Origin of the sequence: Streptomyces sp. NRRL S-1813 (assembly GCF_000719605.1) — a bacterium.
GTDB classification, from domain to species: domain Bacteria; phylum Actinomycetota; class Actinomycetes; order Streptomycetales; family Streptomycetaceae; genus Streptomyces; species Streptomyces decoyicus.
In genome coordinates, this window is sequence record NZ_JOHB01000001.1 from 570,144 (window position 1) to 583,452 (window position 13,309).

Here is a 13,309-nt window from a genome sequence, read left to right on the forward strand (position 1 = left end):
TGACGGTGCGTCAGATTCGGGCAAGGGGCGTGCGGGCATGGCTGTGCGGTGGGGGAGGTGGGGTGCGGGGTGGCAGCGGGGGTCGGTGGGCGGGCCGGGCACGCGAAGCGGCCCGCGGCCGGAGGGACGCGGGCTCGGGGGGGGGTACGGCGTGACGCGGTGCGGGGAGGGCCCGGACGGGGGCCGGCTCCCCTTGGTGTCAGGACGTGGCGTGGCAGTTGGGGCAGATGCCCCGGTAGGTCACGGTGACCTCGGAGACCTGGAAGCCGTAGCGCTCCGGCTCGGGCAGTGCGGAGAGCGGGTCGCCCTGGACGTGGACGTCGCGGATCGTGCCGCACTGCGAGCAGATGAGGTGCTGGTGGTCGTGGTGGGCGTTGGGGTCGTAGCGCTTGGCCCGGCCGTCCGTGCTCACCTCGATCACCTCACCGAGCGAGACCAGTTCGCCGAGGGTGTTGTAGACCGTGGCGCGCGAGATCTCGGGAAGCCGGTCGGATGCCAGCGCGTGCACCTCGTCGGCGGTGTAGTGGACGTGGTCCCCGTCGAGGACCTCGGCGACGACGCGTCGCTGCGCGGTCAGCCGCCAGCCGCGCCCTCGGAGCCGTTCCAGCAGGTCACTCATGCCAATCACCCATCAGTCAGATACAGCCAGGGTAGCAGCGCAGGTCCATCGCCGGATCGAGTGTGAGTTTCGGCTTCTTCTTGACTTAGACATTGTCCAATGTAGGATCGTGACCGGCGCAAGCCAAGGGCAGGTGGAGAAGACTTTTCAGGAGGCGCACGTGTCGGTAGAGAGCACCACCGGACCGCTGACCACGGAGTCCGGGGCTCCGGTCGGGGACAACCAGAACAGCGAGACGGCCGGCATCGGCGGGCCCGGCCTCATCCAGGACCAGCTCCTGATCGAGAAGCTCGCGCACTTCAACCGTGAGCGCATCCCGGAGCGCATCGTGCACGCCCGTGGCGCCGGTGCGTACGGCACCTTCACGGTGACCGCGGATGTGACCGAGTACACCCGCGCCGCGTTCCTCTCCGAGGTCGGCAAGCAGACCGAGACCTTCCTGCGCTTCTCGACCGTCGCGGGCAACCTCGGCTCCGCCGACGCGGTGCGCGACCCGCGCGGCTTCGCGCTGAAGTTCTACACCGAAGAGGGCAATTACGACCTCGTCGGCAACAACACCCCGGTGTTCTTCATCAAGGACGCCATCAAGTTCCCCGACTTCATCCACACCCAGAAGCGCGACCCGTACACCGGCTCGCAGGAGGCGGACAACGTCTGGGACTTCTGGGGCCTCTCGCCCGAGTCCACCCACCAGGTCACGTGGCTGTTCGGCGACCGCGGCATCCCCGCCTCCTACCGCCACTTGAACGGCTACGGCTCGCACACCTTCCAGTGGAACAACGCCGCCGGTGAGGTCTTCTGGGTCAAGTACCACTTCAAGACCGACCAGGGCATCAAGAACCTCACGACCTCCGAGGCCGCCGAGACCTCCGGCCTCGACCCGGACAGCCACCAGCGCGATCTGCGCGAGTCCATCGAGCGGGGCGACTTCCCGAGCTGGACCGTCCAGGTGCAGATCATGCCCGCGGCGGACGCGGCCGATTACCGCTTCAACCCGTTCGACCTGACCAAGGTCTGGCCGCACGAGGACTACCCGCCGATCGAGATCGGCAAGCTGGAGCTCAACCGCAACCCGGAGAACATCTTCGCCGAGGTCGAGCAGTCGGTCTTCTCCCCGCACCACTTCGTGCCGGGCATCGGCCCGTCCCCCGACAAGATGCTCCAGGGCCGTCTCTTCGCGTACGGCGACGCGCACCGCTACCGCGTCGGCATCAACGCCGACCACCTCCCGGTGAACCGCCCGCACGCCACCGAGGCGCGCAGCCACGGCCGGGACGGTGCCCTCTACGACGGCCGTCACGCCGGACAGAAGAACTACGAGCCCAACAGCTTCGGCGGCCCGGCCGAGACCGGCCGGCCCCTGTGGCAGCCGGCCGCCGTGACCGGCCCCACCGGCGAGCAGGCCGCGCCCTCGCATGCCGAGGACGACGACTTCGTCCAGGCCGGCACGCTCTACCGCCTGATGTCGGAGGACGAGAAGGGGCGCCTGATCGACAACCTGGCGGGCTTCATCTCCCAGGTCTCCCGCGACGACATCGCCCAGCGGGCGATCGAGAACTTCCGCAAGGCGGACGCGGACTACGGCAAGCGGCTGGAAGCCGCGGTCCAGGCCCTGCGCGGCTGACGGGCGCGCCCTTTGCGGCTAAGCCGCCGCCGCTCTCGCGGACGTGGTTGATTGCCGTGGGGGTTGCTCAATTGTCGCTTGCCGTAATAAACGAAGAGGCCGGACGCCAGTGGGCTCCGGCCTCTTCGTGCGGGTGGCTCCGGGGTGTTCGTGCCCGGGGCCGTTCGCGGCTCAGGCGGGTACGGCGCGGGCCCGCTCCGTGGCGGCCGACCGGCAGCGGATGATGTCGCGTACGGAAACCACCCCGACCGGCTCATGGTCGTCGAGCACGATCAGATGGCGGAAGCCGCCGCGCACCATGGCATCCGCGGCCTCGTCCAGGGTCCAGTCCGGAGCGGCGAAGACCACGTCCGAGGTGGTGTGGGTCTGGGCGGTCTCCCGGTCGGGGTTCTCGCCCGCGCCGAGGGAATTGAGGATGTCGCGCTCGGTGAGGATGCCGATGCCGCTGTTGTCGTTGTCGAGGACCACGGCCGCGCCGATGCGGCGGGCCGCCATCAGCTGCGCCGCCTGACGGAGGGTGTGAGCGGGCCCGATGGTGAGGACCACCGTGCTCATGGCGTCTTTGACGTGCATGGGCATGGAGTGGAGCCACCTCCTTGGTGAGTGTGCTTGCGAAGGGATTCACAAGTTCACAAAGTGGGGGATTCTCATGTTCACATGCCGGTGCCGATGCAACAAGGGGCAACTGCGGGACGGGTGTCCGAATCCCCCGCCCCGCCGCAGGTCAGCGGGCAGAGTCGCCGAGGTAACTCAGCAGATCCTCGTGCAGCAGACCGTTGGAGGCCGCGGCGTTGCCGCTGTGCGGACCCGGCTTTCCGTCCAGACCGGTGAACTGTCCGCCGGCCTCCTTCACGACCACCGCACAGGCCGCCATGTCCCACAGCGACAGCTCCGGCTCCGCGCAGATGTCCACCGAACCCTCGGCGATCATCATGTACGGCCAGAAGTCGCCATAGGCCCGGGTGCGCCAGCAGTCCCGGCTCAGATCGAGGAAGCTGGGCAGCTTGCCGCGCTCCTCCCAGCCGGTCAGCGAGGAGTAGGCGAAGGAGGCGTCCTGGATGCGGCCGACCTTCGAGACCTGGAGCCGGCTCGCGGAGGTCAGACTGCGGCCGGTGAAGGCCCCCAGGCCGTCGGCGGCCCACCAGCGGCGGTTGAGCGCCGGCGCGGAGACGATGCCGACCACCGGGCGGTCACCGCCCTCGCCGCGCTCCATCAGCGCGATCAGCGTCGCCCAGACCGGCACTCCGCGGACATAGTTCTTCGTGCCGTCGATCGGGTCGATGATCCAGCGACGCGGCCCCGCGCCCTCGCTGCCGAACTCCTCGCCGAGTACCGCATCGCGTGGCCGGGCCCGCTGGAGCTGGCCGCGGATGAGTTCCTCGGCGGCCTTGTCCGCCTCGCTCACCGGTGTCATGTCCGGTTTGGTCTCGACCTTGAGGTCAAGGGCCTTGAAGCGCTCCATGGTGGCGGCGTCCGCGGCGTCCGCGAGGACATGGCCGAGGCGAAGATCATCGTGATAGTCGGGCATGTGCGAACAGTATCGATTGGTATACGCAGGAGCCACACGACCATGCGCCGCCGGGCGTGTGACGGCCCCGGGCCCCGCCGGTGAGCGGGTGCTGCGACGACCCTTGACAGCATCTGGCGCCGCGTCAATTCTGTGCGCACACCGGCCGACTGGGCCGGCAGCCGTGGGAGGCGACGGATGCCCGCAGCGCGTGAATCCCTGCTCGATGCCGCCTACACGGCACTGATGAACCGGCCCTGGGCGGCCGTACGGATGGTCGATGTCGCGGCCGCCGCCGGGGTCTCCCGGCAGACCCTCTACAACGAGTTCGGCAGCAAGGAAGGGCTCGCCCACGCCCTGGTCCGCCGGGAGACCGAGAGCTATCTCGCCGGAGTCGCACGGGCGCTGTCCCGGGGAGCCTCGGCCGCCGGAACGCGGGGCGACGCGGCGGGCCGGGTGGTGGCCGCGGCCGCCTGGACGCTGCGCACCGCCCGCGCCAATCCCCTGGTCAGAGCCGCTTTGACCGGCTGCTGGGGCGACCGGCTGCCGACCCCTGCGCCGGCGCCCGCCGACGCCGTACAGCTACCGGCCGTCCGGCCCGGCGTCCCCGCGCAGCCTGCCGCGGCGCCCGTGGAGGGGCCGCTGCCGGGCCCCGCGGAGCTCGTCGGCAGGTTCTGCGACCAGGCGGTCGCGGCGCTGGAGCCCGACTGGCCCGCGGAGGAGCTGCCCGCCCTGGGGACCGCCTGCGAGACCGCGGCGCGGCTGACCCTGGCCTGTGTGGTCGCCCCGCCGACTCCCGGCATGGTGCCGGCGCCGGGCCGCATACCGGCACAGCGTGCGCGGCGGGAACTGGAGACGGAGGCGGTGTCCCGGCTCGTACGGGGGGCCTTCGCCCGGATGCCGGTCGGCGCGCCGCCGGCCGACCGGGGATGACGGGGTGTCACGGCCGTGGGTCCTGCGGGTGACGCGCCCGCAGGAATTGACGGGCGTCACCGAGCAACGGGGGCCGGCACCGGTCGCTGTGCCGAGACGAGGCCCCGGGATCAGTGCGCCGAGCCCGACAGCTGTAGCCCGATCACGCCGACGATGACCATGGTGATGGAGACGATCTTCAGGGTGGAGACCACATCGCCGAGGAAGGCCATGCCGTAAATCGCCGTACCGGCCGCGCCGATGCCGGTCCACACCGCGTACGCCGGCCCGACGTCGAGCTTGCGCAGCGCCAGCGTCAGCAGACCGAAGCTGCCGAGGGCGAAGGCCGCGAAGGCGATGGTGGGAAAGAGGCGGGTGAAGCCGTGCGAAAGCTTGAGGCAGACCGCGAAGCCGGTCTCCAGGATCCCCGCCACCACGACGAGCAGCCACGCCATGTGCCATTGCCTCCGTCAGCTGGGGCCGGTCCTACGTGAGCATCGACGGGACGTCAACATCACTCGTTCCGGCCCCGTCCTGGCGATCGGGGCCTGGTGGACCACTACGCCGGGCTTGGTGTGATTATGCCTTTACCTCGGACGGGCGTCAGCAAACTTCGGCGGTCAGTCGCCCTCGCGTCGCTCGCGGGTGGCCAGGAGACGGCGCAGGGAGTAGAGACGGGCCGGATCGGCGTGCCCGTCGGCGACCCATGCGTCCAGCGCGCAGTCCGGTTCGTCGTGGCTACAGGCCCGCGGGCAGCCGGCGGTGCCGGGATCCAGATCCGGGAAGGCGTGGATGACCCGGGACGGGTCGACATGGTGCAGCCCGAAGGACCGTACGCCCGGGGTGTCGATGACCCAGCCCGAGTCGTCGGGCAGCGGGAGCGCCAGCGCGGAGGTGGTGGTGTGCCGCCCGCGGCCGGTGACCGCGTTGACATGGCCGATGGCCCGACGGCGCTTCGGGACCAGGGAGTTGACCAGGGTGGTCTTGCCCACCCCGGAGTGTCCGACGAACGCCGTCATACGGCCCGTCAGCGCCGCCCTGACCCGGTCGGCGGCGCTGCCGTCGGCGAGTTCGTCGCGGTTGGTGACGAGGTAGGGGACACCGAGATCGCCGTAGGACTCCAACAGGGTGTCCGCGGAAGCCAGGTCGGACTTGGTGAGCACCAGCAGCGGGTCGAGGCCCGCGTCGAAGGCGGCCACCAGACAGCGGTCGATGAGCCGGGGGCGCGGCTCCGGGTCGGCGAGCGCGGTGACGATCGCGAGCTGATCGGCGTTGGCGACCACGACCCGCTCGAACGGGTCGTCATCGTCGGCCGTACGGCGCAGTGTCGAGGAACGCGGCTCGACCCGGACGATACGGGCGAGGGTGTCCTTGGTGCCGGTCAGATCGCCGACGACGGCGACCCGGTCGCCGACCACCGCGCTTTTGCGGCCCAGTTCGCGCGCCTTCATCGCGGTGACCGTACGGCCCTCGATGAGGCAGGTCAGACGGCCGCGGTCGACGGTCAGCACCAGACCCTCACCGGCGTCCTCGTGCTTGGGCCGGATGTTCGTCCGGGGGCGGTTGCCCTTGGGGTTGGGACGGACGCGGATGTCGTCCTCGTCGGGGTTCTTGCCGTAGCGGCGCATGGCGGCGGTACCCCTCAGACTCTCCGGGCGGGGACGGCCGCCGGATCGAGCATGTCCGTCCACATCGCGGGGAAGTCGGGCAGGGTCTTGGCGGTGGTGGCGACGTTCTCCACCTCCACACCGTCGACCGCCAGGCCGATGACCGCCGCGGCGGTGGCCAGCCGGTGGTCCTCGTAGGTGTGGAAGATCCCGCCGTGCAGCGGACGCGGCCGGATGTGCAGCCCGTCCGCGGTCTCGGTGACATCGCCGCCGAGCTCGTTGAGCTCCTTGGTGAGCGCGGCCAGCCGGTCGGTCTCGTGCAGCCGCAGATGCGCCACCCCGCGCAGCGTGGAGGGGGAGTCGGCCAGGGCGGCGACCGCGGCGATGCCCGGCGTCAGCTCGCCGACCTCGCTCAGGTCGACGTCGATGCCGTGGATACGGCCGCTGCCGGTGAAGGTCAGCCCGCGGTCGGTCAGCTCGCAGGAACCGCCCATGGCGGTGAAGATCTCGCGCAGCGCGTCGCCGGGCTGGGTGGTGTGCTCGGGCCAGTCAGGGATGGTGACCCGGCCGCCGGTGACCAGCGCCGCGGCCAGGAACGGCTGGGCGTTGGACAGGTCCGGCTCGACGACCAGATCGCGGCCGAGCAGGGCGCCGGGGGTGACCCGCCAGACGTTCGGCTCGCCGCCCGCCTCCGGGGTGTCCACCTGCGCGCCGACGCTGCGCAGCATGTCGACGGTCATCCGGATGTGCGGCATGGAGGGCAGCGCCGCGCCCACGTGCCGGACCTCGACGCCCTGGTTGAAGCGCGGTGCGGACAGCAGGAGGGCGCTGACGAACTGGGAGGACGAGGACGCGTCGATCTCGACCGGACCGCCGTCCAGTGCGCCGCTGCCGAAGACGGTCATCGGCAGTGCGCCGCGGTTGTCGTCGTCGATCCGGGCGCCCAGGGCGCGCAGCGCGTCGATCACGCCGCCGAGCGGACGCTCGTAGGAGCGCGGGTCGCCGTCGAAGCGGATCGGGCCGTCGGCGAGCGCGGCGACCGGGGGGAGGAAGCGCATGACCGTGCCGGCGTTGCCGACGTCGATGGTGGCCGGGCCGTGCAGGCCTGCCGGGATGATCCGCCAGGCCTCGCCGCCGCCGGGCTGCCCGGCGGAGTCCGCGGAGCCGGCGGAGCTGGAGGACGCCGTCTCCTCGATGCCGACGCCCAGGGTGCGCAGCGCCTCGGCCATCAGGAGCGTGTCACGGGAGCGCAGCGGCCGGCGCAGCCAGCCGGGCTCGGAGGAGAGGGCGGCCAGGACCAGGCCGCGGTTGGTGACCGATTTGGAGCCGGGCACGGTGACGGTGGCATCAACGGCCCCGGCGGCGAGGGGGGCGGGCCATGGGGCGGGGTGTGCGGGGCTCTCGGTCATGCCCTTACTTTAATGGCTGGCCAAGGGTGCCGATCTTGATCAAAAGCGGCGCAACCCCTCCGGAACATGGCACGGGCAGTGCGCTCCCGTGCCGGGGGCGGGGATGCGGTGGGCGCCCCTGGGCGTGGCGGTACGGGAACCGGCCGCCGCCCCGGGGCGGTTGGCGTCACAGGCCGAGCAGCCAGCGCCCGCCGCCGATCAGGGAGCACAGCGTCACCACGTGGAACAGGCCGAGCCAGAGGGCCGCCGGAACATGGGTCAGGCGCGCCAGCTGGTCCGGATCGGAGTCCACGGCTCCGCCCGCCCGTCGCCCGACCGCCACCCCTGGAGGGGCCGCTGACGCGGCGCGTGCCTTGCGCCGCTTGCCCATCAGTTCGAACGGCGGCCGCACTCCGCCCAGCAGCAGGAACCACACCGCGGCATAGGCGAACGCCGCCTGCACATCCGCCGTCGTCAGCCAGGAGACCAGCACGAAAGCGGCGCCGGTCAGTACGACGGTGAGCACGCCGTAGGCGTTACGGATCATGACCAGCAGCGCCAGCAGCAGCGCGGTCGCGCCCCACAGCAGCGCCGTGATGTGCCCCGCGGCGAGCAGCGCGGCGCCCGCCAGGCCGAGCAGGGACGGTGCGATGTACCCGGCCGCGGCGGTCAGCACCATGCCCAGGCCGGTCGGCTTGCCACGCGAAACGGTCAGACCCGAGGTGTCCGAGTGCAGCCGGATGCCGTCCAGGCGACGGCCGGTGAGCAGGGCGATCAGTCCGTGCCCGCCCTCGTGGGCGATGGTGATGGCGTTGCGTGCCAGCCGCCAGGCGGTGTGCGGGACGACGGCGCCCAGCGCGAGCACCGCCGTGACGATCACCAGCCAGAGCGACGGGGCGGGCTGGGTCCCGAAGACCCGGCTCCATATGTCGGTGAGGTGGTCGGTGTCCATGTCTCCCCTTCGTGTGGCATGGCAGTGTGGCACGCATGTGCGGTAGGTATGCAGCGAGTCGACGGCCCGAGGAACTGGTGGGAATCTTCGGCGTTCAGCAGTGGGAGCCGACGGAGACCCTGGCACCCAGTTGGAACGTTGCTCCGACGGCCCAGGTGCACGCGGTGCTCGAACGTCCCCTCAAGGGCGCGGCGGCGGACGGCTTCCCGCCGGGCGGCCCGGCGCGCCAGCTGCGGACGCTGAAGTGGGGCCTGGTCCCGTCGTGGTCGAAATCACCCGAGGCCGCCGCAAAGATGATCAATGCGCGGGCCGAGACGGTGCATGAGAAGCCGTCCTTCCGGCAGGCCTTCGCGACCCGTCGGTGCCTGCTCCCCGGTGACGGGTATTTCGAGTGGGTCACCGACGCCGCGGAGCGGCAGCTGGAGGAGCAGGGCAAGAAGAAGCGGCCCCGTAAGCAGCCGTACTTCGTCACGCCCGCCGACGGCACGGTGATGGCGATGGCCGGGCTGTACGAATTCTGGCGGGACCGGACGCTGCCGGGCGACCATCCGCTGGCCTGGTGGGTGACCTGCACGGTCGTCACCACGGAGGCCGAGACCACCCCGCTGGCCGGGGCGAGCGGCGGCCCGGGGCCGCAGTCCCTGGCGGAGATCCACCCCCGGATGCCGCTGGTACTGACACCGGACCGCTGGGACGCCTGGCTCGACCCGGACCGTACCGACCCCGACGAGGTGCGTGACCTGCTGACGCCGCCGCCGGCCGGGCTGATGCGCGCCCATCCCGTCCCGACCGGCGTCAGCAACGTCCGCAACAACGGGCCCGAGCTGGTCGCCGAGCTCGACGGCCCCGAGGCGGGCACGCTGTTCTGACCCGCGACGGGCGCGCGGTGCCGGCCGCCCGCAGGTCCCCGGGCGCCGCCCTGGCGTGCTGCGGCGACCTTCCGGCCGAGGCACGGGCAGGATGGGCGTATGAGCACAGGGGCGATGGAGACCGAGACGGTCGCGACACCGGCGGGCGACGCCCGGATCACCTGGCACCGCGACGCCACCCCGGCGCGGGCCGTGGTGGCCGTGAGCCATGGCGCCGGCGGGGGCATCGAGGCACGCGATCTGAGGGCCCTGGCCGCCGCGCTGCCGGCCCGTGGGTACACCGTGGCGCTGGTCGAGCAGCCGTGGCGGGTGGCGGGCAAGAAGCTGGCGCCCGCGCCGAAGACCCTGGACACCGGATGGACCGCGCTGTGGCCGGCACTGGAGAAGCCGGGGCTGCCGGTGGTCGCCGGCGGCCGCAGTGCCGGTGCCCGGGTGGCCTGCCGTACGGCGCGGGAACTGGGCGCACACGCGGTACTCGCGCTCAGCTTTCCGCTGCATCCGCCGGGCCGGCCGGAGAAGTCCCGGGCCGACGAGCTCACCGGCGCCGGGGTGCCGACGCTGGTCGTCCAGGGCGGCCGGGATCCGTTCGGCCGGCCGGAGGAGTTCCCGCCGGGGACGGAGATCACCGAGGTGGCGCACGGTGACCACGGCTTCGCGGTGCCGAAGAAGGCGGGCGTGGGCGAGGCGGAGTCGATGGCCGTGATCACGGACGCGGTGGCGGCCTGGCTGGACGGGATGTTCGGCTGACCGTTGCGCCTGCTTGCCGGAGCGGCAAGCGGGTTTGCCGTTCCGGGTCGCGGGTCCGGGACTCCGATCTTGATGCGGGCCCCGGGAATGCCCCGGCGGACGTGGCTGTTGTGCCAGGCGTAGTACTCGAGTACGTCCGGTGAAGCACGAGGAATGGGAGTCCGCCGCATGGGAATCGCTTGCCCGGCCCGCCCGGCCGCTGACCTGCCGTGGTCGCAGGTGCAGGTGACGCAGCCCGCCCTGGCTGGAGCGGCGGCGGTACCGGATCGTCGTCTATTCTCCGAATCGGGTGGGTCCGCATCCGGATCCATGACGGGGTTGGAGGAGGTGGGTCCGGTCACCGGTACCGACGCAGGGACCGACGGCACGGCTGAGGAGAAGGCTCAGGAGAGCGCCGCCGCGCGCAATGCGCGCTTCGAGCGGGACGCGCTGACGTTCCTGGACCAGATGTACTCCGCCGCGCTGCGCATGACGCGCAACCCGGCCGACGCGGAGGACCTGGTGCAGGAGACGTACGCCAAGGCGTATGCGTCCTTCCACCAGTTCCGGGAGGGCACCAACCTCAAGGCGTGGCTGTACCGCATCCTCACGAACACCTTCATCAACTCCTACCGCAAGAAGCAGCGCGAGCCCCAGCGCAGCGCCGCCGAGGAGATCGAGGACTGGCAGCTGGCGCGCGCCGAGTCGCATATGTCGACCGGGCTGCGCTCCGCCGAGTCCCAGGCGCTGGACCATCTCCCCGACTCGGACGTGAAGGCCGCGCTCCAGGAGATCCCCGAGGAATTCCGTATCGCGGTCTACCTCGCGGATGTCGAGGGCTTTGCGTACAAGGAGATCGCGGACATCATGGGGACGCCCATCGGCACGGTGATGTCCCGTCTGCATCGCGGCCGGCGCCAACTGCGCGGCATGCTGGAGGATTACGCCCGCGAGCGCGGGCTGGTTCCGGCGGGGGCGGCGGCCGCGGACCCGCAGTCCGCGCGCACGTCGGAGTCGCACGACCGGAAAGGCTCGGGATCATGAGCTGCGGAGACCCGCATGAGAAGGACTGCTCAGAGGTCCTTGATCACCTCTACGAGTATCTCGACCGGGAGATGCCCGAGGGGGAGTGCGCAGATTTCCAGGTGCATCTCGACGAGTGCTCGCCGTGCCTGGAGAAGTACGGCCTGGAGCAGGCGGTCAAGAAGCTCGTCAAGCGCTGCTGCGGCCATGACGACGTCCCCAGCGATCTGCGCTCCAAGGTCATGGGCCGGATCGACCTCATCCGGGCCGGGGAGACCGTGCCCGAGGTGAGCGTGCTCGAACAGGCCAAGAAGGAACAGGCACAGCGCGAGCGGGCGGCCGCATCCGAGGAGGGGACCGGTCCGGCCGAGGCGACCGGTTCCGCCGATGCACGGACCAAAACCGCGCGGGCCGAATAAGGCGGCACATCACCCTAAGGGGTGAGGGGCGGGGCGATTCGTCCCGCCCGATCCGCTGATGCACCTTCCCCGGTGCCCCAGCCCCTCTATTCTCACCGGACCCCAGCGCACTGCGGAGGCAGGGCAACGGGGTCTCTCTGCTCCTCAAGGGCGTGGGGGAGAGCGGTGGGCACGGTGAGGAGGGCGCGATGCGGGGACTTCCGGCGGCCGCGCGAGGGTATATCGGCTGCGCCACACTGGCCGCGGCGCTGTGTGCCGCCCCGGCGTCACGGCTCGGAGCCGGCGCCCCCTGGGGCAGCACCCTGGCCCTGGCCATCTTGTACGCACTGTGTGAACAGCTGCACCGCTGCCCGCTGCTGGGCGGCCGGGCGCCGTACGGCCCGGCTTCCGCCGGAGCGTCCGGCGGCTCCGTCGCCGGCTGGGCCAGCCCCGTCCTGCTCGCCGGGGTCTTTCTGCTGCCGCCGCCGCTGGCCGCGCTGGCCGCCGTCCCCGGCGCGCTGACCGGGCCGGCCGAGGCGCGCTCGGCCGCCGCCCGCCGGCTCTGGCACGCCGCCGAGCTGGCGCTGGCCTGCTGCGCGGCCGCCCAGGTCTTCCGGGCCATCGGCCACCATCCGCTGTCCGCACCGCAGTTCCCCGTTCTGCTGCTGCCGGCCGCAGCCGCCGCCGCGACCTTCTGCGCGGTGCTCGCGGTGCTCGACGGCGGTGTGCTGGTCGCCGCCGAGCGGCACCCGCTGCGCACCGCCTGGCGCGGTGCGCTGACCCGTTCGCTGGGGCCGCATCTGGTGCACGGCCTGGCCGGGCTGATGATGGCGGTCCTGTGGCGCAGCTCGTACGGGCCCGTGGCGGCGCTGCTGGTGCTGCTGCCGATGTGCCTCTCGTGCTGGGTCTTCGCCCAGTACCACCGTGAACGCACCGCCCATCAGGCCACCATCCGCGCCCTCGTGCAGGCCGTGGACATCAAGGACCGCTACACCCGCGGGCACAGCGAGCGGGTCGGGCGCGCGTCGGTGATGATCGCCCGGGAGCTGGGCATGGCGGAGGACCGGGTGGAGGTGCTGCGGTTCGCCGGCATCCTGCACGACGTCGGCAAACTCGGCGTCCCCACCCGGCTGTTGCGCAAGGACGGGCCGCTGACGCCCGAGGAGCGCCGGGTCATCGAGCTGCATCCCGAGTACGGACACGAGATCGTGCGCGGTATCGGCTTCCTGGAGGAGGCGCGGGCGGCGATCCTGCACCACCACGAGCGGCTGGACGGCCGCGGCTACCCGTACGGCCTGAGGGGCCATCACATCCCGGAGTGCGCACGGGTGGTGGCGGTCGCCGACGCCTTCGACGCGATGACCTCGACCCGCTCCTACCGCCGGGCCCGGCCGGTGCCGGCGGCCGTGGAGGAGCTGCGCAAATGTGCCGGGGAGCAGTTCGACGCGCGGATGGTCCGGGCGCTGGCGGCGTCGCTCGACCGGTACGGCTGGCACCCGGACCTGGTGACGGCGGCGGACGCGGAGACCGGTGCGGTGCGCGAGGGGCAGGGCGCCGTCGCGGAGCAGGGCGCCGGCACGGCGCAGAGGGCCGGGGAGGCGGCCGCCGGCGGGCAGCGCCGGGCGCCGCGGCCCGAGTTGCGGCCCGAAGGAGCCGGGCGGGACGGTGCGCGGTGAGCGGCGTC

At 71.9% G+C, this 13,309-nt stretch carries 14 protein-coding genes; 7 read left to right on the top strand and 7 right to left on the bottom strand.

Annotated features, from left to right (window positions below; genetic code table 11):
- Positions 1–199: 199 nt before the first annotated feature.
- On the bottom strand, positions 200–619 hold the full coding sequence (locus tag IF67_RS0102645; protein ID WP_030981666.1) for a Fur family transcriptional regulator: 420 nt from the start codon (positions 617–619) through the stop codon (positions 200–202).
- Between the two features lie 160 nt (positions 620–779).
- On the opposite strand from IF67_RS0102645, the gene IF67_RS0102650 reads away from it, so the two are divergent.
- Positions 780–2,243 (top strand): catalase, encoded by a 1,464-nt coding sequence (locus IF67_RS0102650; protein WP_030981667.1) that lies wholly within the window; start codon positions 780–782, stop codon positions 2,241–2,243.
- Positions 2,244–2,414: 171 nt separating this feature from the next.
- On the opposite strand, the gene IF67_RS0102655 is transcribed toward IF67_RS0102650, so the two are convergent.
- Both IF67_RS0102655 and hisN read right to left on the bottom strand, forming a co-directional pair.
- Positions 2,415–2,816, bottom strand: a complete 402-nt coding sequence (locus IF67_RS0102655) for a cyclic nucleotide-binding/CBS domain-containing protein (protein ID WP_030981669.1) — start codon at positions 2,814–2,816, stop codon at positions 2,415–2,417.
- Positions 2,817–2,967: 151 nt separating this feature from the next.
- Positions 2,968–3,771, bottom strand: a complete 804-nt coding sequence (gene hisN / locus IF67_RS0102660; RefSeq protein ID WP_030981671.1) for a histidinol-phosphatase — start codon at positions 3,769–3,771, stop codon at positions 2,968–2,970.
- 177 nt (positions 3,772–3,948) lie between these two features.
- Here hisN and IF67_RS0102665 point away from each other — a divergent pair, with 177 nt between their 5' ends.
- Positions 3,949–4,683 carry a TetR/AcrR family transcriptional regulator gene (locus IF67_RS0102665; protein ID WP_030981672.1) on the top strand — a complete coding sequence of 245 codons (735 nt, stop codon included), beginning with the start codon at positions 3,949–3,951 and terminating at the stop codon, positions 4,681–4,683.
- A 110-nt stretch (positions 4,684–4,793) separates the two neighbouring features.
- Here IF67_RS0102665 and IF67_RS0102670 read toward each other — a convergent pair whose 3' ends face one another.
- From IF67_RS0102670 to IF67_RS0102685, 4 genes are all read right to left on the bottom strand, one after another.
- A complete protein-coding gene (locus IF67_RS0102670) occupies positions 4,794–5,117 on the bottom strand; it encodes a DMT family transporter (RefSeq protein WP_030981673.1) in 324 nt (107 codons plus the stop codon).
- A 165-nt stretch (positions 5,118–5,282) separates the two neighbouring features.
- Complete coding sequence (gene rsgA / locus IF67_RS0102675; RefSeq protein WP_030981674.1) at positions 5,283–6,290, bottom strand: ribosome small subunit-dependent GTPase A; 1,008 nt, start codon at positions 6,288–6,290, stop codon at positions 5,283–5,285.
- Between the two features lie 14 nt (positions 6,291–6,304).
- The gene (gene aroA, locus IF67_RS0102680; RefSeq protein ID WP_030981675.1) at positions 6,305–7,678 is read right to left on the bottom strand and encodes a 3-phosphoshikimate 1-carboxyvinyltransferase; all 1,374 of its coding nucleotides are present in this window, start codon (positions 7,676–7,678) and stop codon (positions 6,305–6,307) included.
- A 166-nt stretch (positions 7,679–7,844) separates the two neighbouring features.
- Positions 7,845–8,609 (bottom strand): M50 family metallopeptidase, encoded by a 765-nt coding sequence (locus IF67_RS0102685; RefSeq protein WP_030981676.1) that lies wholly within the window; start codon positions 8,607–8,609, stop codon positions 7,845–7,847.
- A 35-nt stretch (positions 8,610–8,644) separates the two neighbouring features.
- Here IF67_RS0102685 and IF67_RS0102690 point away from each other — a divergent pair, with 35 nt between their 5' ends.
- The 5 genes from IF67_RS0102690 (at position 8,645) to IF67_RS0102710 (ending at position 13,301) form a co-directional block, all read left to right on the top strand.
- Entirely contained in the window at positions 8,645–9,478 is an 834-nt protein-coding gene (locus IF67_RS0102690; RefSeq protein ID WP_030981677.1) for an SOS response-associated peptidase, read from the top strand.
- 114 nt (positions 9,479–9,592) lie between these two features.
- A complete protein-coding gene (locus IF67_RS0102695) occupies positions 9,593–10,225 on the top strand; it encodes an alpha/beta family hydrolase (RefSeq protein WP_030981678.1) in 633 nt (210 codons plus the stop codon).
- Positions 10,226–10,552: 327 nt separating this feature from the next.
- Positions 10,553–11,248 carry a sigma-70 family RNA polymerase sigma factor gene (locus IF67_RS0102700; RefSeq protein ID WP_030981679.1) on the top strand — a complete coding sequence of 232 codons (696 nt, stop codon included), beginning with the start codon at positions 10,553–10,555 and terminating at the stop codon, positions 11,246–11,248.
- Complete coding sequence (rsrA, locus tag IF67_RS0102705; protein WP_030981681.1) at positions 11,245–11,646, top strand: mycothiol system anti-sigma-R factor; 402 nt, start codon at positions 11,245–11,247, stop codon at positions 11,644–11,646. The genes IF67_RS0102700 and rsrA overlap by 4 nt, the downstream gene beginning before the upstream one ends.
- A gap of 188 nt (positions 11,647–11,834) precedes the next feature.
- Positions 11,835–13,301: an HD-GYP domain-containing protein gene (locus tag IF67_RS0102710; RefSeq protein WP_078889232.1), complete on the top strand. Its 1,467-nt coding sequence runs from the start codon at positions 11,835–11,837 to the stop codon at positions 13,299–13,301.
- The last annotated feature ends 8 nt before the right edge of the window (positions 13,302–13,309 follow it).